This is a genomic window from Prauserella halophila, from assembly GCF_024171895.1.
GTDB classification, from domain to species: Bacteria; Actinomycetota; Actinomycetes; order Mycobacteriales; family Pseudonocardiaceae; genus Prauserella; species Prauserella halophila.
Window position 1 is genome coordinate 220,052 of record NZ_JAMTCQ010000013.1, and the last position, 20,593, is coordinate 240,644.

17 protein-coding genes are annotated in these 20,593 nt (G+C 66.6%); 9 read left to right on the forward strand and 8 right to left on the reverse strand.

What is annotated here, in order from left to right; translation table 11 throughout:
* Window positions 1-18: 18 nt before the first annotated feature.
* The 7 genes from LY41_RS20320 to LY41_RS20350 are packed head-to-tail and all read right to left on the reverse strand — an operon-like array spanning window position 19 to window position 9,912.
* Window positions 19-1,416 (reverse strand): aldehyde dehydrogenase family protein, encoded by a 1,398-nt coding sequence (locus LY41_RS20320; RefSeq protein ID WP_253865778.1) that lies wholly within the window; start codon window positions 1,414-1,416, stop codon window positions 19-21.
* Between the two features lie 30 nt (window positions 1,417-1,446).
* Window positions 1,447-3,348 carry an FAD-binding monooxygenase gene (locus LY41_RS20325; protein WP_253865779.1) on the reverse strand — a complete coding sequence of 634 codons (1,902 nt, stop codon included), beginning with the start codon at window positions 3,346-3,348 and terminating at the stop codon, window positions 1,447-1,449.
* Between the two features lie 55 nt (window positions 3,349-3,403).
* The gene (locus tag LY41_RS20330) at window positions 3,404-4,870 is read right to left on the reverse strand and encodes an NAD-dependent succinate-semialdehyde dehydrogenase (protein ID WP_253865780.1); all 1,467 of its coding nucleotides are present in this window, start codon (window positions 4,868-4,870) and stop codon (window positions 3,404-3,406) included.
* Window positions 4,867-5,940, reverse strand: coding sequence for a 3,4-dihydroxyphenylacetate 2,3-dioxygenase (gene hpaD, locus LY41_RS20335; RefSeq protein WP_253865781.1), 1,074 nt, complete (start codon window positions 5,938-5,940; stop codon window positions 4,867-4,869). The genes LY41_RS20330 and hpaD overlap by 4 nt, the downstream gene beginning before the upstream one ends.
* 29 nt (window positions 5,941-5,969) lie before the next feature.
* Complete coding sequence (gene hpaE, locus LY41_RS20340; protein WP_253865782.1) at window positions 5,970-7,463, reverse strand: 5-carboxymethyl-2-hydroxymuconate semialdehyde dehydrogenase; 1,494 nt, start codon at window positions 7,461-7,463, stop codon at window positions 5,970-5,972.
* Entirely contained in the window at window positions 7,460-8,419 is a 960-nt protein-coding gene (gene dapA, locus LY41_RS20345) for a 4-hydroxy-tetrahydrodipicolinate synthase (protein ID WP_253865783.1), read from the reverse strand. The genes hpaE and dapA overlap by 4 nt, the downstream gene beginning before the upstream one ends.
* The gene (locus LY41_RS20350; protein ID WP_253865784.1) at window positions 8,416-9,912 is read right to left on the reverse strand and encodes a fumarylacetoacetate hydrolase family protein; all 1,497 of its coding nucleotides are present in this window, start codon (window positions 9,910-9,912) and stop codon (window positions 8,416-8,418) included. The genes dapA and LY41_RS20350 overlap by 4 nt, the downstream gene beginning before the upstream one ends.
* A 115-nt stretch (window positions 9,913-10,027) precedes the next feature.
* On the opposite strand from LY41_RS20350, the gene LY41_RS20355 reads away from it, so the two are divergent.
* The 5 genes from LY41_RS20355 (at window position 10,028) to LY41_RS20375 (ending at window position 16,059) form a co-directional block, all read left to right on the forward strand.
* Window positions 10,028-10,705, forward strand: coding sequence for a GntR family transcriptional regulator (locus LY41_RS20355; RefSeq protein ID WP_253865785.1), 678 nt, complete (start codon window positions 10,028-10,030; stop codon window positions 10,703-10,705).
* A 539-nt stretch (window positions 10,706-11,244) separates the two neighbouring features.
* Entirely contained in the window at window positions 11,245-11,592 is a 348-nt protein-coding gene (locus LY41_RS20360) for a cytochrome P450 family protein (protein WP_253865786.1), read from the forward strand.
* A gap of 249 nt (window positions 11,593-11,841) precedes the next feature.
* Complete coding sequence (locus LY41_RS23940) at window positions 11,842-14,127, forward strand: ATP-binding protein (RefSeq protein ID WP_253865787.1); 2,286 nt, start codon at window positions 11,842-11,844, stop codon at window positions 14,125-14,127.
* Between the two features lie 124 nt (window positions 14,128-14,251).
* Complete coding sequence (locus LY41_RS20370; protein WP_253865788.1) at window positions 14,252-15,547, forward strand: styrene monooxygenase/indole monooxygenase family protein; 1,296 nt, start codon at window positions 14,252-14,254, stop codon at window positions 15,545-15,547.
* Complete coding sequence (locus LY41_RS20375) at window positions 15,547-16,059, forward strand: flavin reductase family protein (RefSeq protein WP_253865789.1); 513 nt, start codon at window positions 15,547-15,549, stop codon at window positions 16,057-16,059. Before LY41_RS20370 ends, LY41_RS20375 begins: the two co-directional genes overlap by 1 nt.
* 116 nt (window positions 16,060-16,175) lie before the next feature.
* On the opposite strand, the gene LY41_RS20380 is transcribed toward LY41_RS20375, so the two are convergent.
* On the reverse strand, window positions 16,176-16,409 hold the full coding sequence (locus LY41_RS20380; protein WP_253865790.1) for a hypothetical protein: 234 nt from the start codon (window positions 16,407-16,409) through the stop codon (window positions 16,176-16,178).
* A gap of 603 nt (window positions 16,410-17,012) precedes the next feature.
* On the opposite strand from LY41_RS20380, the gene LY41_RS20385 reads away from it, so the two are divergent.
* The 4 genes from LY41_RS20385 (at window position 17,013) to LY41_RS20400 (ending at window position 20,424) form a co-directional block, all read left to right on the forward strand.
* Entirely contained in the window at window positions 17,013-17,633 is a 621-nt protein-coding gene (locus LY41_RS20385) for a TetR/AcrR family transcriptional regulator (protein WP_253865791.1), read from the forward strand.
* Window positions 17,634-17,752: 119 nt separating this feature from the next.
* Entirely contained in the window at window positions 17,753-18,127 is a 375-nt protein-coding gene (locus LY41_RS20390; RefSeq protein ID WP_253865792.1) for a hypothetical protein, read from the forward strand.
* 18 nt (window positions 18,128-18,145) lie between these two features.
* Complete coding sequence (locus LY41_RS20395) at window positions 18,146-19,489, forward strand: MFS transporter (protein ID WP_253865793.1); 1,344 nt, start codon at window positions 18,146-18,148, stop codon at window positions 19,487-19,489.
* 11 nt (window positions 19,490-19,500) lie between these two features.
* Window positions 19,501-20,424 (forward strand): NAD(P)-dependent oxidoreductase, encoded by a 924-nt coding sequence (locus LY41_RS20400; RefSeq protein ID WP_301297423.1) that lies wholly within the window; start codon window positions 19,501-19,503, stop codon window positions 20,422-20,424.
* Window positions 20,425-20,593 lie beyond the last annotated feature (169 nt).

A 20,593-nucleotide genomic window follows, 5' to 3' on the forward strand; every position in this document is an offset into this window, starting at 1 on the left:
CCGTGTGTCCGCGCTCGGTCAGCCGCTGATGACCTGCGGCTGGCCGAGATGCTTGAGCCCTTCGACGCCGAACTCGAGACCGTACCCGGACTGCTTGGCACCGCCGAACGGAACACGGGGATCGATCGCACCGTGCTTGTTGATCCAGACTGTGCCGGCCTCCAGTCGCGCGGCGATCGCCTTGGCGCGCTCCCGATCGGCGGACCACACCGAGGCACCCAGTCCGACGTCGAGTCCGTTGGCCATCGCCACCGCGTCGTCAACCGACGAGTACTTGACGATCGGAAGTACCGGGCCGAACTGCTCACGCGCGACGAGTGGGTTCGCATCGTCGATGTCGGCCACGATGGTCGCCGGATAGAAGAACCCGCGCCGGTCCTCGGCCGGATTCCCGCCGACGACGATGCGAGCATCCGCATCCTTCGCCGCCTGGACCAGGTCGGCGACGATGTCGTACTGAGCCCTGTTCTGCAACGGCCCGAGTACGTGGTTCTCGTCGAGTCCGATTCCCATCGGTGTGGCTGCAGCAACGCGTGCCAGCGCGTCGACGACGTCGTCGTAGACGTCCTCGTGCACGTACAGGCGCTTGAGTGCGGCGCACGTCTGGCCGGTGTTGATGAACGCACCCCAGAACAGATCCTCGGCGATGGCCGCGGGGTCGACGTCCGGCAACACGATGCCGGCGTCGTTGCCCCCGAGTTCGAGAGTCAACCGCTTCACCGTGTCCGCCGACGACCGGATGATGGCCTTGCCGGTCGCCGTCGATCCGGTGAACATGAGCTTGTCGACGCTCTCATGCGCCACCAGCACCTCCCCGATCTCGCGGCCGCCCGGAACCACGTGGAGCACATCGTCGGGTAGCTCGGTGTTGAGTACGTGCACCAGCGCCAGTACCGACAGCGGCGTGTACTCGGACGGCTTGAGCACCACGGTGTTGCCCATGCGCAGCGCAGGCGCCAACTGCCAGACACTGATCATCATGGGCCAGTTCCACGGTCCGACGGCGCCCACGACCCCGAACGGCCGGTAGTGCAGTTCCGCGTCCTCGGTCACCGTCTGCGGTTCGAGCTCGAACGAAGCCGTGGCGCGCAGCCACCCCACGCACGCATCGACCTCGAACCGTGCATTGGGGCCGTTGAGCGGTTTCCCCTGTTCCCGCGACAGCAGCACCGCAAGCGCCTCCGCGCTGTCCTCGACTGCCTGCGCAGCCCGGGTGAGCAGGGCGCTGCGCTCGGCGTGTCCCCGTGCTTCCCACCTCGGCTGGGCCGCGCGAGCAGCCTCGACAGCCGCATCCAGATCCGCACGGTCGTGCTCCGGTGCCCGCCCGACGGGCTCACCGGTGGCCGGGTCGATGATCTCCCTGCCACCGGAGGACGGCTGCACAACGGCGAGTAGGTCTTCGGCCTTCGCGAACATGGCGTTCTCCATTCTCGACGGGCCGGCGATTCAGTCGCCGGCGTAACGCTCGCCGCCGACCAGGCTCTCGAAGAACGTCGCGAGCTCGTCGGTGGCCTCGAGCGGAAGGATGGTGGCGACGTAGTGATCCGGGCGGACGACGACGAGCACACCGTCGCGGTCGACGCCGCGTCCGTCGAAGATGTCCTCGACCGGATCGGCGGCGTACACCTTCTCGTAGTCGACACATGCGTACGGACCGACCTGCGGCAGGTACGCCCTCGGCACCGCGTTCATCTCGACACCGACGTGGTCCTGCTGGTAGACCACCTTGACGTCGAACCAGGCGTCGATGTCGGCGTCCTCGGGCGTGTAGGCAAGCGGCGAGCGCGGCGAAGATGTGATCCACTCCGCGAAACGTGTGGCCTTCGACCGCTCCCCCGCGGCCGGCCGGTCGGCGAACACATAGATCCGCCAGCGCCCGTCCGCGCGGTGGTGGTGACCGAGGTGCACCGGGTTCGCATCGCACACCCGCGTCACTGGGTGAGACTTGAAGCGTTTGCCGATCGGAAACCCTGTTGCCAGCTCCTGGTACCTGGCGTCGCCGGTGATCAGCGACGGGTCGTACTGGGTCATCATCCCAGCGGGGAATTCGGCTGTCTTCACGTAGAAGTCGGCCAAGGCGTTCGGGTCGCCGAGCTCGTCGGGCGTGGCGGCCATCATGCGCGACCATTCCCTGTCGAAGTCGATCAGGTTCTGCGCGATGACCTGTCGTTCGGAGGAGTAGGTGTCCAGCAGCGATTCCGGGGCCCGGCCGTCGAGCACGTGTCCCAGTTTCCACGCGATGTTCCATCCGTCCTGAATGGAGACGTTCATGCCCTGTCCGGCCTTGGCGCTGTGCGTATGGCAGGCGTCGCCGGTGATGAACACCCGCGGTGTACGTGTTCCCGCGAGTTCGGCCGGCACGTCGTCGAACCTGTCGGCGATCCGGTGACCCACTTCGTACACGCTGCGCCAGCAGACGTGCTTCACGGTCAGGGTGTAGGGGTGCAGGATCCGATTCGCCCGCGCCTCCACCTCGGCCTGGGTGGTCTCGCGGACCTCTCCGTGGTCGTCCTCGGAGACCTCACCGAGGTCGACGTACATCCGGAACAGATGGTTGCCCTCGCGCGGGATGTGCAGAATGCTCCCGCCGTCGTGGGACTGGATGGCGCATTTGGTGCGGATGTCGGGAAAATCGGTCTCGGCGAGCACGTCCATCACGCCCCAGGCGTGGTTGGCCTGGTCGCCGACCAGTTCCCGGCCGATCGACTCACGCACCCGGCTGCGCGCGCCGTCACAACCGACCACGTACTTCGCCCGGACGACCCGCTCCTTCCCCTCGTTCGGGCCCGTGCTGTGCCGCAACGTCACCGTGACCGGGTACTGTCCCTCGTCGGCGACCTCGCAGGTGACGAACTCGTATCCGTAGTCCGGTTCCAGCCTCGCCGGCGCGTTGCGCGCGGCCTCCGCGAAGTGGTCCAGCACGCGCGCCTGATTGACGATCAGGTGCGGGAACTCGCTGACGCCCGCCTCGTCGTCGGGAGCACGGGAGGTGCGCACGATGTTCTCGGGGTTGTCCGGATCCGGCGCCCAGAAGCACATCTCCGTGATCCGGTAGGCCTCCTCGGTGATCCGGCCCGCGAACCCGAACGCCTGGAACGTCTCGACGCTGCGCGCCTGGATGCCGTCGGCCTGCCCGACCTCCAACCGTCCCGGACGGCGTTCGACCACCCGCGTCACGACGTGCGGGAACTGGGCGAGCTGAGCGGCGGCGACCATCCCGGCGGGACCGCTGCCCACGATGAGAGCGTCGACCTCGTCGGGAAGCTCGGCCGGCCGATCCACACCGGTCCCGGCAGCCGGCTGAACGCGGGGATCACCCGAAACGTAGCCGTGGTGGTGGAACTGCACAATTTCTCCTCACGACATTGCGAGAAATTCGGTTCTTCCGCGATGGGAACAGGTCTCACGCATAGGGATCGGGCATCAGGGTGTACTTGGTCTCCAGATACTCCTGGATCCCCTCCTGAGAGCCCTCGCGGCCGAGACCGGACTGCTTGACGCCGCCGAAGGGCGCGGCCGCATTGGAGACGACCCCGACGTTGAGGCCCATCATCCCGGTGTCGATCTCGTCGATCAGGCGCTGGCCTCGGCGGGTGTCGCGGGTGTAGGCGTAGCCGACGAGTCCGTAGGGCGTGGCGTTGGCCAGTTCGATCGCTTCCTCCTCCGAGGAGAAGGTGGCGATCGGCAGCACCGGACCGAAGATCTCCTGCCGCATCACCTCGGCGTCCGGTGGCACGTCGGTGAGCACGGTCGGCTGGTAGAAGGTGCCCGGCCTCTCTCCCCGGGACCCGCCGGTGCGGACCCGGGCGCCGCGATCGACCGCGTCGTCGACGAGGGCTGCGACGCTGTCGACGGCCTTGCGGTCGATCAGCGGCCCGATGTCGACCCCGTCGTCGGTGCCGCGCCCGGTCCGCATTCCCGCGACGCGCTCGGTGACGCGCCGGCTGAACTCCTCGGCCACGTCCTCGTGGACGTAGCAGCGATTGGCGGCCGTGCAGGCCTGTCCGATGTTGCGGAACTTGGCGGCCAGCGCGCCGTCGACCGCCGCTTCCAGGTCGGCGTCGTCGAAGACCAGCAGCGGTGCGTTGCCGCCGAGTTCCATGCTGGTGCGCAGCACTCCCTCGGCGGCCTGTTCCAGTAGCCGGACGCCGACCTCGGTGGAGCCGGTGAACGACAGCTTCCGCAACCGCGGGTCGCTGATCAGCGGTCCGCTCACAGCGCCGGACTTCGTCGTCGTGACCACGTTGACCACACCCTCCGGCACTCCCGCCTGCTCCAGCAGCCGGGTCAGCATCAGCGTGGTCAGCGGGGTCAGGGCCGGTGGTTTGATCACGACCGTGCAGCCCGCGGCCAGGGCCGGTGCGATCTTGCGGGTCGCCATCGCCAGCGGGAAGTTCCACGGCGTGATGAGCAGCGACGGCCCGACCGGCCGATGGGTCACCACCATCTGGCCGGTGCCCTCAGGGCTGGCACCGTAGCGGCCGTCGATGCGGACCGCTTCCTCGCTGAACCAACGCAGGAACTCTCCGCCGTACCCGACCTCCCCGCGTGCCTCGTGCAGCGGCTTGCCCATTTCCAGCGTCATCAGGAGGGCGAGCTCTTCGGTGTGCTCCTGCACCAGGTCGAAGGTGCGGCGCAGGATCTCGGCACGGTGCCGTGCCGGGGTGCGGGCCCAATCCCGTCCCGCGCCCACAGCAGCGTTCAACGCGGTGGCACCGTCCGCGGGCTCGGCATCGGCGACCTCGGCGATCACCGCTCCGGTGGCAGGGTCGTGCACCGGAAAGGTGCCGCCGCTTCCCGGAATCCATTGTCCGGCCACGAACAGTTCGGTGGGAACACGCCCGAGAAGATCGCGCTCTGCCGCGGTCATAGCGAGGCTCCCAGCTTGAAGCCCTTGTCCTCGTCGCCCTTGCGGGCGTAGGAGAACCCGTCCGCGCCGACCGTGACGGCCATTTCACTGCTGTCGGTGCGCTTCACGAGCGGCTGCGGGTCGCCGTCGAGGTCCAGCACCGGTGAGGCCTCGGTGTACCAGGACGGCACGACGGGGTTGCCCCACCAGTCGCGCCGCTGGTTGTCGTGCACGTCCCAGGTCACCGTCGGGTTGTCGGGGTCGCCGGTGTAGTAGTCCTGGGTGTAGATCTCCACTCGGTGCCCGTCGGGGTCGCGGATGTAGAGATAGAAGGCGTTCGACACGCCGTGACGGCCGGGCCCGCGTTCGATCACGTCGGACATCCGGAGCGCCCCGAGCTTGTCGCAGATGGACAGGATGTTGTGCTTCTCGTGCGTGGAAAACGCGATGTGGTGCAGCCTCGGCCCGTCGCCACCGGTGAGAGCGGTGTCGTGCACGGTGTCCTTGCGCCGCAGCCACGCCGCATAGGTCGTGCCCTCGTCGTCCTGGATGTCCTCGGTCACCCGGAAACCCAGGTCCTCCAGGTACTTCCGGCCCGTGGGGACGTCGGGGGTGACCTGGTTGAAGTGGTCGAGGCGCACCAGCGCGCCCGGGGTGTAGAGGTCGTAACGCCACGCGAGCCGCTCGACGTGGGCCACCTCGTAGAAGAACTCGTACGGGAAGCCCAGCGGATCGGTCACGCGCACGGAATCGCCGATTCCCTTGGCGAAACCGTCGGCCCGGCGTTCGGTGCGGCAACCACGCGCCGAGAACCACGCCTCGGCCCGGTCCACGTCCTCCGGCGTGCGCACCCGGTAGGCGAACGCCGCCGCCGCGGCCACCGGACCTTTGCGCAGCACCAGGTTGTGGTGGATGAACTCCTCCAGGGTGCGGAGATAAATGGCCTCGTCGTCCTCCTCGGTGACCACCAGACCGAGGACGTCGACGTAGAACTCGCGTGCCCGGGCCAGGTCGGTGACCACGAGGTCGAGGTAGGCGCAGCGCACGATGTCCGGAGGAGTCAGATCCGCTGGAGATTCCGAGACAGTCATCGTTGAACAGTCCTTCGCATGCGTGGCGCTCAGGCGCCGAACTTGGGGGTGTGGGCTGGAGTCAGCGAGATGTGCATGGCCTGCTGGTCGGAGTAGAAGTCCAGCGACCGGTAGCCGCCCTCGTGACCCAGCCCCGAGGCCTTGACTCCACCGAACGGGGTGCGCAGATCACGCACGTTGTGCGAGTTCAACCACACCATGCCGGCGTCGATGCGCTGGCCGACGTTGTGGGCGCGTTCCAGATTCGTGGTCCACACGTAGGCTGCCAGTCCGTACTTGACGTCGTTGGCCAGCCGCAGTGCCTCCTCGTCGGTGTCGAACGGAGTGATCGCCACGACCGGGCCAAAGATCTCTTCTTGGAAGATCCGCGCCGTCGGCGGCACGTCCACGAACACGGTCGGCTGCACGTAGTTTCCGGATTCCAAGCCCGGTGGGCGTCCACCGCCGACGGCGAGCGTCGCTTCGGTCTTGCCGATCTCGATGTACTCGGTGACCTTCGCGTAGTGCTCCGGGTGCACCAACGCGCCGACCTCGGTGGCCGGATCGTGCGGATCACCGACCTTCACGTTCTTCGCCCGCTCCACGTATCGGCGCACGAACTCGTCGTAGATGGAACGCTCGACCAGGATCCGGCTTCCGGCCGTGCAGCGCTCGCCGTTGAGCGAGAACACGCCGAACACCGTCGAGTCGATCGCCGCGTCCAGGTCGGCGTCGGCGAACACCACGGCCGGGCTCTTGCCGCCCAGCTCCATCGACAGTCCCTTGAGCGTCGGGGCCGCGTTGGCGAAGATCAGGCTGCCGGTAGCCGACTCGCCGGTGAACGAGATCAGTCGCACGTCCTCGTGCTTGACCAGCGCGTCCCCTGCTTCCTCCCCGATACCGTTGACCAGGTTGAACACCCCGTCGGGAACCCCGGCCTCGCGGAAGATCTCCGGCCACAACCCGGCCGACAGCGGCGTGAACTCGGCAGGTTTGAGCACCACCGCGCACCCGGATGCCAACGCGGGCGCCAGCTTCCAGCTTTCGAGCATGAACGGCGTGTTCCAGGGCGTGATCAGCCCCGCGACACCCTTCGGCTTGCGGTTGACGTAGTTGACCTGCTTGCTCGGCACCTTGTAGGTGTCGTCGGCCTGAGCAACGATCAGGTCGGCAAAGAACCGGAAGTTCTCCGCGGCCCGGTTGGCTTGCCCGAGCGCCTGCGTGATCGGCAGGCCGGTGTCGAAGGTCTCCAGCTCGGCAAGCCGCTCGTTGCGGGTCTCGACGATGTCGGCGATGCGGTTGAGGATCCGGGCGCGTTCCCGCGGGAGCATTCCCGGCCACGGCCCCTCCTCGAATGCCTGCTGGGCGACGGCGACGGCGCGGTCGATGTCGGCCTGCTTACCAGCGGACGCTTCCCGGTAGGTCTGGTTCGACACGGGTTCGATGACGTCGAACGTACCGCCGTCGAGACTGTCGACGAACTCCCCGCCGATGAAGTGCTGGATGCGCTCGGGCAGGTTCTCCGGTACGTGCTGAATACTCATGCTCGGTTCCCTCCAGCGATGGTGTCGGTGTCCTCGACCGGCGAGAGATAGTCGACCCCTTCGTCGAGCAGAGCGCGGATCTTGTCCTTGCCCGCGTCGGTCGGGGTGATCAGCGGCGAGCGGACGTGGCCGGAGCGGATCAGGCCCCGCTGGGCCAGCACCCACTTGACCGGCGCCGGGTTGGTCTCCACGAAGATCAGGTCCACCAGCGGGTGCACGCCGTAGTGGATGTCCAGCGCCTCGTCCATGCGTCCACCGTGGAATGCGTCGTACATCTTCTTCGTCGCACCGGGCGCGATGTTGGCCGTCGCGCTGACGAAACCCGTACCGCCCAGGGCCAGCAGCGGCAGACACAGCAGCTCGATCCCGGACCACACCAGCAGATCCCTACCTGCGGCCTTGATGACGCGTGAGAAGTGCTCGAAGTCCTTGGTCGTTTCCTTGACTCCGACGAAGTTCGGCACGTCCCGGTGCAACCGGGCCACCGTTTCCGGTGCGATCTCCACGGCGGTGCGGCTGGGCACGTTGTAGGCGATGATCGGCAGCTCGGGGTATTCCTCGGCCACCGTCTTGTACCAGACGTAGAGCGCCTCCTGCGTGGGACGCGCGTAGTACGGGGTGATGACGAGTGCCGCGTCCACGCCCGCGTCGTAGGCCGCACCGGTGAGCGCGATCGTCTCGTCCAGCTTGGCCGATCCGGTTCCCGGCACGACCGGTGCGCGCCCGTCGACCGCCTTGAGGACCGTGCGGATCGCCTCTGCGCGCTCGTCGATGGTCTGCGCGCTCGGTTCGCCGGTGGAGCCACCGATGGAGACCCCGTCGGAGCCCTGCTTGAGCTGCCAGTTCACCAGGTTGGCCAGGGATTCGTGGTCCACCGCGCCGTCGTCGGTGAACGGGGTGATCACCGGGGCGATCGACCCTGTCAGTTGCTCCGGGCGGGTGCGCCAGTTCGTCATTCCGTTCCTTCCTGTCCTGTTCGCTCCGCCTCGTAGCGGCGACGCCATTCGCCGGTCAGCGGGTAGAGCCCGTCCACCGCCGCGCCTTCGGCAACACGGGCGGCGATCCACTCCTCTTCGGCCTCCTGCTCGATCGCGGCCTCCAGCACCTCGTCGAGCAGCGCGGGCGGGATGACCAGCACACCGTCGTCGTCACCGACGACGACGTCGCCCGGCTGCACGGTCGCGCCGCCGCAGGCCACCGTGATGTCGCTGTCCCAGGGCACATGCTTACGTCCGAGTACCGCAGGGTGCGGACCGTTGGAGAACGTGGGGATCTGCAGGTCGGCGACCGTGGTGTAGTCCCGCACCCCGCCGTCGGTGACGATGCCCGCCGCTCCCAATACCTGCGCACGCAACGCGAGGATGTCGCCAACGGTGCCACTGCCGCGTTCACCACGCGCCTCGACCACGAGCACATCGCCCGACTTCAGTGCGTCGAAGGCGCGCTTCTGCGTGTTGTAGCCACCACCGTGGCTGCGGAACAGGTCCTCCCGGGCCGGCACGAACCGCAGCGTGCGAGCACGTCCGATGAGTTTGTTGCCGGGCTTGTTGGTACGGACACCGTCGATGGACAGCTGGTTGTAGCCATGCTTACGCAGCTGCGCCGACAACGTCGCCACTGCCACCTTCTGCAGCTTCGCCCGAGTCTCGTCGGTGAGTTCGAACGGAGCCGGCAGTCCGGCGGCCTCGGCACTCCCCCAGGCCTCGGCGCGCTGGTGGTCGTCGACCGCCGGCTGTGCGCTGAACTCCGGCAGCCGCTCGGTCCCTTCGACGACGGTCGTGCGCAGCCTGCCGGTCGTGTGCTCGGTACCGGGCACGTCCACTTCGACCTCGACGACGTCCCCCGGCTCGACCACCGACGCGCCGGCGGGTGTGCCGGTGAGCACGACGTCGCCGGGTTCGAGAGTGATCAGCTGGGACAGATCGGCGACCAGTTCGCCGAACGGAAAGACGACGGTGCCGGACGAGTCGTCCTGCACCAGCCGGTCCCCCACCCAGGTACGCACCCGCAGTTTCGCCGGGTCGATGTCGGCGGCGGGGATGAGCCCGGGGCCGAGCGGTGTGTAGCCGTCACCACCCTTGGAACGCAGATTCGACCCCTTGTCCGCGGCGCGCAGATCGTAGACGCCGAGATCGTTCGCCGCCGTCACCGCAGCGACGTACGTCCAACCATCCTGCCTCGGCACCCGCCAGGCTTCTGTGCCGATGACCAGTGCGATCTCACCCTCGAAGGCGAACAGCTCGGCACCCGCCGGGCGTTCCGCCACCTCATCGGTAACCGCCAAGGAGGTCACCGGTTTGAGGAAGTACGACGGCTTCGACGGCGCCCGGCCACGCTGGGCTATCCGCGACGGATAGTTCAGGTGAACCGCGATGACCTTGCCCGGCCGCCCGACGAGCGGGTGGTGAACGAGGCCGTCGACTGAGAAACGCACTGCATCGGACGACATGTGTCAGGATCGTATACGATGACATATCTGATCTCAACAGAAGATGAGCACGCATCTCCGGGGCACGGACCACGGTCCGGCAAAATGGAGCGTCACATCGTCGAAACGAGGGCTCATGACTAGCGATGCACCGGCCGAAGGCATGGCCACGAGCAAGTCACAGCTGGCTTACGAGTGGCTCCGCGACCGGATCGTCTCGCACCGCTTCACACCCGGCTACCGGTTGGTGCTCAGCCAACTCGCCGCTGAACTCGGCGTGAGTACCGTCCCGGTCCGCGAGGCCGTCCGCCGACTGGAAGCCGAGGGCCTGGTCACCTACGAGAAGAACGTCGGCGCGCAGGTCGCTCTGGTTGACGAGGACGAGTACGTCACGACCATGCAGACTCTCGCCGTCGTCGAGGGCGCCGCCACCGGGTTCTCCGCACCACTGTTGACCAACGACGACGTCGGTAGAGCGCGCGAGATCAACCAGCGCATGCGCGACAGCCTCGAGCACTTCGACCCGCGCCGCTTCACCGAGTTCAACGAGGAGTTCCACAAAGCCCTGTTCCTGCACTGCCCGAACGAGCACCTGATCGACTTGGTGCACCGCGGGTGGAGCCGGCTGCGCATGCTGCGCAGCTCCACCTTCAGTTTCGTTCCCGGCCGCGCCGTCGAGTCGGTCGCCGAGCACGACGAGCTGGTCGACCTGATCGAGAACAAGGCCGACCCGATCGAGATCGAGCTCGCCGCCCGCCGCCACCGCACTGCCACCCTCGACGCCATGCTGACGTTCCGACATGCCCACGACTAGCGTGCGACGGATCGTGCGCTCGAGGTAACCCACGTACGCATGCCGCGACGGGGCAAAGGGGCTGCTGAATCCGGTGACAGGTCTGGTCACGCTGCCTGAGTGGTCAGCGCGGTCATCACGGTCTCGTATTCGACGGCGAGTTCAATCGGCTGAGTCGTTCTTTGGCATCGGCGGTGGTGGTAGGACCGTTCGGTCCAGGTGACGATCGCGATCCGAGTCCGTCATGGGTTCGCCGCGATCGGAAGACAGCAGGCCGACCGGTGATCTTCGGGCCAGCCGCCGCACGCCGCGCAACCGCGGTCTCGGGCGCGTTTACAACGAGGGCCGATTCCATCCGGCCAGCGGGCATTCGATCGCTTCCCCTGTGCTGCGGTGTGGCGGAGCACCCACCTGTTCAGGGCATGCCCGACATATCCACAATTAAGTTTCGGTATTTAGTGAGTTTTTTTGAACTTTACTTGGTTTGATGTGGTGGCTCACACTTTGGCCGGTCCTGCAAGGAGGGCGACGTCAACGATGACTGTGGACATGAGTGAGTCATGGCCGACCCCGACGGCCGATTGGGTGACGACCCCCGAATCTCCGCTCCGGACGTTGTGCTGTCGGTTCTGGGCGCATCCAGGATTCCTATCGAATCGTTGCGGACCAACATCAAGACGACAAACAGAGGGAGTCTCAACGAGCATCGCGACGCTCTCGTGACGACGGTCTGGGCCCTTCCGGCCCACCCCGATCGGCTGGCGAGTGTGCGGTCCGGGGACCGCTGGTTCGACTCCTTCGAGGAGTCCATCCGCTATATCGTCCCGATCAGCATGTACCCGCGTGAGGCAACGGCGTCCGACAGAATGCACCGCGGCGACGTACTCCGCTCGGTGGTGATCCTGTGAGCCCCATCGGCCAGGTCGGCACATCCGGCACCTTTCCCTCGGCGGCGGCGCCCGGGACGTGGACAACAACGTCTGGATCGTTCGCGACGGCCGGGCGATCGTCATCGATAAGGAGGCACCGCACCTCGAAGACTGGATCACCTGCGGTCACTGATCGTGTGGCACGTATCGAGGCATGACAGCGCTGAGACGCGATTGGACGACGGGGAGAACACAATGAGCGGGGCTGCGGGGCGTGTACCCGCCCGAGTGACGAGTTTCGTCGGCCGTGACGACGAACTGGCGGCCGTGCGGGAGTCGCTGGCACAGTGTCGCCTCGTGTCCTTGGCCGGCTCTGGGGGCGTGGGCAAGACCCGCCTGGCTGTTGAGACTGCGCGAGCGCTCGACAGCGAGGTTCCGGACGGCGCCTGGTTCGTGTCCTTGGCTCACCTGACCGACCCGGCACAAGTGGCGCAAGCAGTGGTCAATGCGCTGGCAATGAAATTCTCGACGACCAACGTCGTGGACCACCTCGTGGCCAGCCTCATGGATCGGGACATGCTGGTCGTGTTGGACAACTGTGAACACGTCCTCAGTGGTTGCCAGGCCTTCGTTGCCCGCGTACTGAGCATGGCGCCGGGAGTGCGTTTCCTGACCGCGAGCCGTCAGGCACTGGGCATCAGCGGTGAGCGCGTCGTCGAAGTACGCCCTCTGGCGGCCCCGGACCCCGACGCCGCGCTGCGGGTGCAGGACGCGAGCCGCTATCCGGCGATCCAGTTGCTCGACGAACGCGCCAGCGCGATCAGTTCCCACTACCGGCTGACCGACGAGAGCATCGACCTGGTGGCACAACTGGTACGGCGGCTCGACGGGCTGCCGCTGGCCATCGAACTCGCCGCGGCCCGTTTGCGCTCGCTGTCCCTTCGCGAACTGCTCGATCGGGTCAGCGACCGCTTCCGGATACTCGGCGGCGGCGATCCGACGGATCTCCCCCAACACCGCACGCTCCGGGCGCTGGTCGAGTGGAGCCACGAGTTGTGTTCACCGGACGAGCAACGCCTCTGGGCGCGGATGTCGGTGTTCACCGAGAGCACCGATCTGGAGTCGGTCGAGGCGATCTGCGCAGACCACGAATCCACCGACGTGGTGGATACCCTCGATGCACTTGTCGCGAAATCCATTCTCATCACCGAGACGACGCCCTGCGGACTGCGGTATCGGATGCTGGAGTCGATCAGCGAGTACGGCCGGGAACGGCTGCACGCCGGTGGCGAGGAGCAGACGCTGCGACACCGCCACCGCGAGCACTTCCTCGAGCTGGCCAACCGGGTCGGCGCCGCGTTCTGGGGCCCGGACCAAGCACGTCACCTCGCGCACTTGACGACCGAACTGCCCAACTTCGGCACGGCGCTCGACTCGTTCGGCGGTGACGATGACAAGCAGGCGCAACGGAACGCTCTGGCGCTCGCGGCCCGATTACGGATTCTGTGGGTGATGGGCGGTCACTTGCAGGAAGGCCGGCGGCGTCTGGAACAGGCACTCGCCGCGCACACCACGGCCTGCCCGGAACGCGTGGAGGCGTTGTGGTCCTGCGCCTGGGTTGCCCTCCTGCAGGGCGACCAGGACGCAACGCGAGACCGCCTGGACGAATGCGCGAGGCTCAAGGCCGCCGCGGGCCCGCACACCCGCAGCTTCTGCGCCACCTGGCAGGGATCACTTGCCCTGTTCCAAGGTGATCTCGACGCCGCCGTGGAGCACTTCACCGCGGCGGCGGCCGGGCACCGCACGGAAGGTTCGGCCGAAGGCCTGCTCATGTCGCTGTTCCAGCTCGCCCTGACCCACGCGTTGCTCGGCAACCCGACCGAAGCGCACCGGCTGTGCGACGAAGCGGTGGCTGGCAGCACCACCATCGGCGACGACTGGGCCCACTCCTACGCACTGTGGACCCGCGCGCACGTCGCCGTGGCCGAGGGCCGGCTCGAGGATGCGATCACAGCCGGATGTCAGAGCCTCGAATTGAGCATGCCGCTGGACAACCAGCTCGGGATCGTGCTCGTATTCGAGGTACTCGCTGTCGCCTCGGTGGCAGCAGGCCGCCATCATGAGGGCGCCACGCTCCTGGGCCTGGCCGAGACGGCGTGGCGCAAGGTCGGAACCGACCTACAGGCTTTCGGTCCGCAACTCGCCAATCTCCGCGGCCAGGCCGAGGCGCGGGCCCGCGCCGCACTGGGCGCCGCCAAGTTCCAGCAAGCGCATCGGGAAGCCGCAGGTTTCAACTACGCCCAGGTGTGTACCTATCTCGACATTCTCGCCCGCACCTACAGCGATGACGCGGACGCCGCACCAGGCTCGCCGGAACAGACAACCCTGACCCGGCGCGAACGCGAGGTCGCGGCGTTGGTCGGCAAGGGCCTCAGCAACCGGGACATCGCCGCCCAGCTCGTCTTGTCCCACCGCACCGTCGAAGGACATGTCGAGCACATTCTCGCCAAGCTCGGGTTCCGATCACGCGCCGAGATCGCGGTGTGGGCGACCGCCCGCGAACCCGCCACGTGACCGGTTCTGACCGAACCACGTGGTCCACCCACGTGGTTCCCCGGATCCCCTGACATGACCGGCGTCACATCCTTGTGAACAGACGCGATCCGCAATGCGTATCCACACCTACAAGGAGGTAGACGTGCGTTCGATCGCCATCATCGGTACCGGACAAGGTGGGCTGCAGCTCGCCTTCGGCTTGCTCAGCGACGGCTATGAGGTCACGGTGTACTCCGACCGCACTCCGGAGCAGATCGCCGCCGGCCGCCTGCCTTCGAGCAACGGCCTCTTCGGACGTGCGGTCGCTCGCGAGCGCGCTCTCGACATCTGCTTCTGGGACGGCGAGCCGCCGCTGATCGAACAGACCGATGCCAAGCTCACCGATCCCGAGGGCCACCTCGCCGTCGAGTTCACCGGCCGGTTCGCCCAGTACGGGCAGTCGGTCGACCAGCGGCTGAAGTTCAGCACCTGGCTCGAGGCGTTCGCCGGTCGCGGGGGCAAGATCGTCTACGGTGCGGTCGACCTGGCAGGCCTCGACGAGATCGCGGCGGTCAACGACCTCACGATCGTCGCCGCAGGCAAGGGCGAGATCGCAAAGATCTTCTCTGTCGACCAGACACGGACTCCCTATCAGCGCCCGCAACGCTCGATCGGCATGATCTCGCTCATCAACACCGAGCACCCGGCACCCGACGGCGTCTCCTACAACATCCGGCCCGGGATCGGTGAGGCGTTCGGAATCCCGATGCTCACCGCGGCCGGACCGGCCGTCACCTGGGTGATGGAGGCTCTGCCCGGCGGTCCCATGGATCGCTGGTCCCAGGCCACCACGGCCGAGGAGATGCTGGAGCTGACGAAACGCACGTTCGCCGACTTCTTCCCCTGGGAAATGGCGCGCTACACCGAGGCTCACATCTCGGACCCGAACGGATGGTTGTGCGGAGCGGTACCCCCGCTGGTGCGTGAACCGATCGCCCTGCTGCCATCCGGCCGGAAGGTGGTCGGCATGGCCGACGTCCTCGTCCTCAACGACCCGTGCTGCGGTCAGGGCGCCAACAACGCGAGTACGCACGCCGAGGTCATGCATCGGCTGATCCTCGACCGTGGCTCACAACCGTTCGACGAGACCTGGATGCAGGCCACCTTCGACCGGTTCTGGGACCAGGCCCAGCATCCCACGAAGTTCACGAACACGATGCTCGCCTTCAACAACCCGGGCTCCGCCCCGCCCGAGCACGCGATGGAGCTGCTCACCACCGCGACGCAGGTGCCGGAGGTCGCCCACCGCTTCGTCAACGCCTTCAACGACCCCTCCGACCTCGAGAACTTCTTCTACGACCCGGAGCTGACCACGCGATACCTCGCGGAGGCACGCGCACGCCACGAGTTGCGACTGCGTGGGCGCGCCGACCTGAGCTCGGTGGGAGGGAAGGGATGATGACTCTCGAGGAACGCCCGCTGCTCCCTGCAGACGACCCGCGGCATTACCGGCGCTCGCTCGGCTGCTTCCCCACCGGCATCACGGTCATGACCGCCGCGCACGCCAGCACCCGGGTCGGGGTAACCGCGAACTCGTTCGCCTCGGTCTCGCTCGACCCGCCCCTCGTGCTGTGGGCGCTGCGGACCGACTCACCAAGCCTGTCCGTGTTCCACGACGCGAGACACTTCGCCGTGAACGTGCTCGCCTGGCACCAGGAAGACCTGTCCCGGCGCTTCGCCAAGCCGGCCGACGACAAGTTCGACGGCCTGACTCTCACCGAAGGCCTGGGCGGTGCGCCCCTGCTCGACGGGTGCGCCGCGCGGTTCGAAACCCGCATCGCACACCAGATCCCCAGCGGGGACCACGTCCTGCTCGTCGGGGAAGTCCTGCGCTACAACAACTTCCACCGCGAGCCTCTGGTCTTCCTACGGGGCGACCATCTCTGGCTCGACCAGCCCACCATCGGCTGATCGCGAGAGGAACCCACACATGCGAAACCAGCTCTACATCAACGGCCAGTGGCGTGCCGGCCGGGCAGGCTCGTTCCCCACCGTCGACCCCGCCGCCGGCAGAACCATCACCGAGGTCACTCACACCAGCGCCGAAGACGTCGATGACGCGCGTCGTCCGTGCCGTTGATCTTCTCGCGCAGCTGCGTCCGCCGCGCGATCACCGGATCGGTCCCGGCGAACACGACACCACGAACACTGTCGCCGCGCCGCGGTTCGACCAACCGATGCTCCGCGAGCTCGCCGAGAGCCGCGGTGGTGGACTCGCAGTCGCCGGTAGACCGCTTGCAGCGCGTCGGCAACCTCGACATCGCCAGCCAACGCGGTGGTATCGGTGTAGTGGCGCAGCGTCGTGTCCAACCGCCGGTGCCGCAGTCGCCGCCGCGCACGCTCGAACGGGCCCATCCCGACCAACGTGGTCGCCGCCGTGTGCCGCACCCGGTGCAAACCCGCCACCGCTCCACGTACTCGCGCCACAACGCCGTCGTCGCCGCGCTCACCGACACCCGTCCCGGCCGGTACGACTTCACCGGACCAACCACCAACCCACCGCAGGCCGCGCGTGACGACCGTCACCAGCACACAACGTCTACTCGTCCAACATGAAGTGCCGCACGTTGAATGCCGCATCCTTCTGCGACTGGAGCGATGCTGGTCAAGAGAGGGGGATCCGACGCCGTGTCACGATACACCGCCCTCCGCATCGCCGAGCATCAAGCTATGTCCGTGCCGCCAACGCCCCCCGCGCCTCTCAAACCGAACCAGCAGTCCAGCCACCTCGTCGACCTGGTCCCAACTCAGTGGAGTCCGACAGATTCGGTGACGTCCGCATGCCCCCATCCCACGAACTCCCCGTCGTAGACACACCGGGTCCGAGCAGAAGCGACGGAGCCGCACTTTACTAAACTCACCGTATGCCGAAGGTCAGTGATAGCTACAAGGACACTCGCCGCGCCGAGATCCTGGAGGCGGCGCAGCGATGCTTCTTGCGCGATGGCTTCCACGGGACCTCGATGCAGAACCTATTCGACGAGTCGGGCCTGTCATCAGGGGCCGTGTACCGTTACTTTCCGGGCAAGGAAGCGTTAATCATCGCCCTCGCCGAATACAGAATGCGCGAAACCCTCGATATCGTCCACACTGCTGCGTCGGACATACGCGGCCGGTCAATCGGCGAGATGATCACGGAGTTGATCAGCCTCCTGGGGATGCGCGATGCCAAGGACGGCTTCGCGAGGCTCGCAGTTCTGATCTGGGCCGAGTCGGTGCACAACCAGAAGCTCAGAGAGGCACTCAGCGAGCTGTTCGCGCAACTCCGCTCCGAGTTGACCGGCATCGTTCGCAAGCACCAGCAGGCAGGCACCCTGCCTGCTGAAGTTGCCGCCGAGGCGCTGGCTGACGGGGTGTTCAGCTCACTGACCGGGTACGTCTTGCAGCTCGCTGTGCTGGGGCCTCAGTCGATCAGCGGAGCGGCGAACGCGCTACACGCGCTTTACCCGCAGACCCTGCCGGTCGATTTCACGCCAGCAGAGTAGTCCGGGTCCACCGCAAGCTCGAACCCAGACAGGTTGTTCAAAAAAAACGAGCATTCGTCTTGACTGTGGCTCCGGTCCAACATCAGACTCGCCGGTGTCGACGGCGAACGGAGCTCGAGATGACTGCACTACGCGACTGCGAGCGCATGGAGTACCCGCAGCTAGCCGAGCGGGTGTCGGCCCTCGCCAAGGGACTGTCCCGAGTAGGTCTCGCCGGGTACGGCGACATGCTCGTCGTCACGTGCACCGGACATAGCGCCGATCGTGCAGTCGCGGTGTCAGCTGCCGAACGGACCGGCTTATCGGTCTCATGTCTGGATCCGGATGAGGTGGGCCTTCACGCGGCACTGCGTGCCCGTCCCACCGTCGTACTGGCCTGCCACGAGGGCAGCGCCGCGGTGGCCGCATCCCAGCTGCCATGCCGCATCTTCGGTGATCGTCCTGGAATGGCGTGGTGGCGCAGTCTCGAGCTCCTGCACAGGCTGTCGGAGTAATTCCGAAGGAGAACTGGAATGAACAACGAAGTTCGTCCCGACCCAGCTCGATCCAACACCGGCCGCCTCGGACGCGCCCAAGTCGGCATCACCGTCCTCTGCGCCCTGGTAGTACTCATCGACGGGTTCGACACACAGGCAATCGCACTGGTCGCGCCCGATATCGCCGCAGAGTGGCAGGTACCGACCGCCACCTTCGGAGTGGTGTTCGGGGTGGGGTTGCTCGGGGGTGCCATCGGCGCCATTATCTTCGGCTGGGCCGGTGACCGGTTTGGCCGCAAACCCACAGTCCTGTTCGCGGTCGCACTTCTCGGAGTCGCCTCCTCGCTGACTCCCCTAGCCGGCTCGGTCGGCGAGCTGACATTCCTACGGCTCGTCACCGGGTTCGGCCTCGGCGGTGCGCTACCCGGGGTTATCGCAATCACCTCCGAATACACGCCGCAGCGCCTGCGGACGGCCGTGGTCAGCATGATGTACTGCGGCTTCCCGCTGGGCGCCGTGCTGGGCGGGCTCATCACCGTGCGCATGGTGCCCGCACTCGGATGGCAGAGCGTGTTCGTGCTCGGTGGCGCCGCGCCGTTGTTGTTGCTACCGATCCTGGCCATCTGGCTGCCGGAATCGGCGCGCTTCCTCGCAGTGAAGGGCTCGACCGCGCGCCTGAACAAAGTTCTGCGTCGGACCGGTCTCGATGCTCCTCCAGAAGCGGAAGACACCGGATCCACTGAGCACTCGTCTGTCGTCCGGCTTTTCACTGACGGGCGTGCGACGGGAACGCTGCTGATCTGGACCGCACTGTTTTTGAGCCTGCTGATGTCCTACCTGCTGATCAACTGGCTCCCCCTACTAGCGAGACAGGCAGGACTGAGCTCGACCACCGCCACGTTCGGGGTGGTTCTTCTCAACCTCGGTTCGATTATCGGCACGATTGTGATCGGTCGACTCACAATCCGCAGCCGCCCCGCAGTCGTTGTCGGGACCGCTTTCGCCTTGGGTGCAGTGGCAATCACCGGGATCGCGTTCAGCCAACAATCGGGGACGTGGATGCTGGTCGCGGCGCTGTTCGCGGGCGGACTCAGCATCGGTGCCCAAATTTCCAGCCTCGGAATATGCGTGAACCTCTACGACACCTCGGTCCGTGCGACCGGCGTCGGCTGGGCCGTCGGCATCGGACGCGTGGGCGGCATCGTCGGTCCGGTGGTCGGCGGGCTCCTCATCGGTGTCGGAATCAGCACACCCAACCTGTTCCTCGTCACGGCGCTGGCCTCCCTTCTCGCCGCTGCAGCCATTCTCGGTATCGCGCGGCGTCGTGCGACCACCACTGATCACCCGGCTGCTCAACCTACGAAGGCGACGGAACGATGACCCCCAACGGAATGCCTGTCGGGGTGATCGGCCTGGGAGGGATGGGAACGGCGTACGCTCGCCGACTGCTGGGGCGCGGATTCCCAGTCTTGGGCTTCGACATCGCAGAAGGAGCACGCGAGCGCCTGCACGCCGCAGGCGGCATAGTGGCCCGTAACGGGTCGGAAGTGGCTTCGCAATGCGAGGTTGTGCTGACGGCAGTGGACACGGTGACTGCCTTCGATTCCGTGGTCGACGAGATCCTGTCCAGTCGCGGAACAGGGTGGGTTATCGACACGAACACCGTCTCGCGCAGACAGAAGGAGCGCGTACGCCAAGCCCTGGCACGGGTGGGCTGGTCGATGCTGGACTGCACGGTGAGTGGCAGTCCGGCGATGGTCCTCAACGACACGTACAGCTTCTTCGTGAGCGGCGGCGTCGACTCCACGTGTTGCGTCGGACGGGTGATCGACTGTCTCGCCTCGAAGGTCTTCGATCTGGGCGAGTTCGGCAACGCAAGCACTATGAAGCTGATCATCAACCATTTGTTGATGGTCCATAACGCCGCAGCGGCAGAGGCTATGAGCCTGGGGCGCAAAGCCGGACTGCCGCCGTCCTTGATCTACGACGCGGTCACGTCGAGTGGCGGCTCGTCCCGGATGTTCGAGATCCGCGGCAAGGCGATGGCAGAAGACCGCCATCCGGCTGGAACTGCCTTGGAGCTGCTGGTTGACAAGGATGGCGTCGCGATCGCCGACCTCGCCCGATCACTACGTCACCCCGCGCCCGTGTTCGCCGCTGCCTACCAGGCCCACATGATCGGGCTGGCGCAAGGCTGGGGAAGCCTGGACCCCAGCGCGATGTCCGCGGTGTACGAGTCACTGTCCGGCCAACGCCCACTCGGCCCTACCGCGGCCGACCTCGACGAAACGCCCGCAGCGGAAGAGACACCATGAATCGGTCATGGGAGGCCGCCATGGCGTGAGAAAGCCATGCTGATTGGTGACTCCTCGGAGATTCGCGCGGCAGCTGCGGCCGTTCAGTCGGTGTCGCCGTTGCGGGCTGTTCTACGTCCGCAACGGCGACACCGGCACACTCAGTGGAGGTCAGGGACCAGAGCGCGAT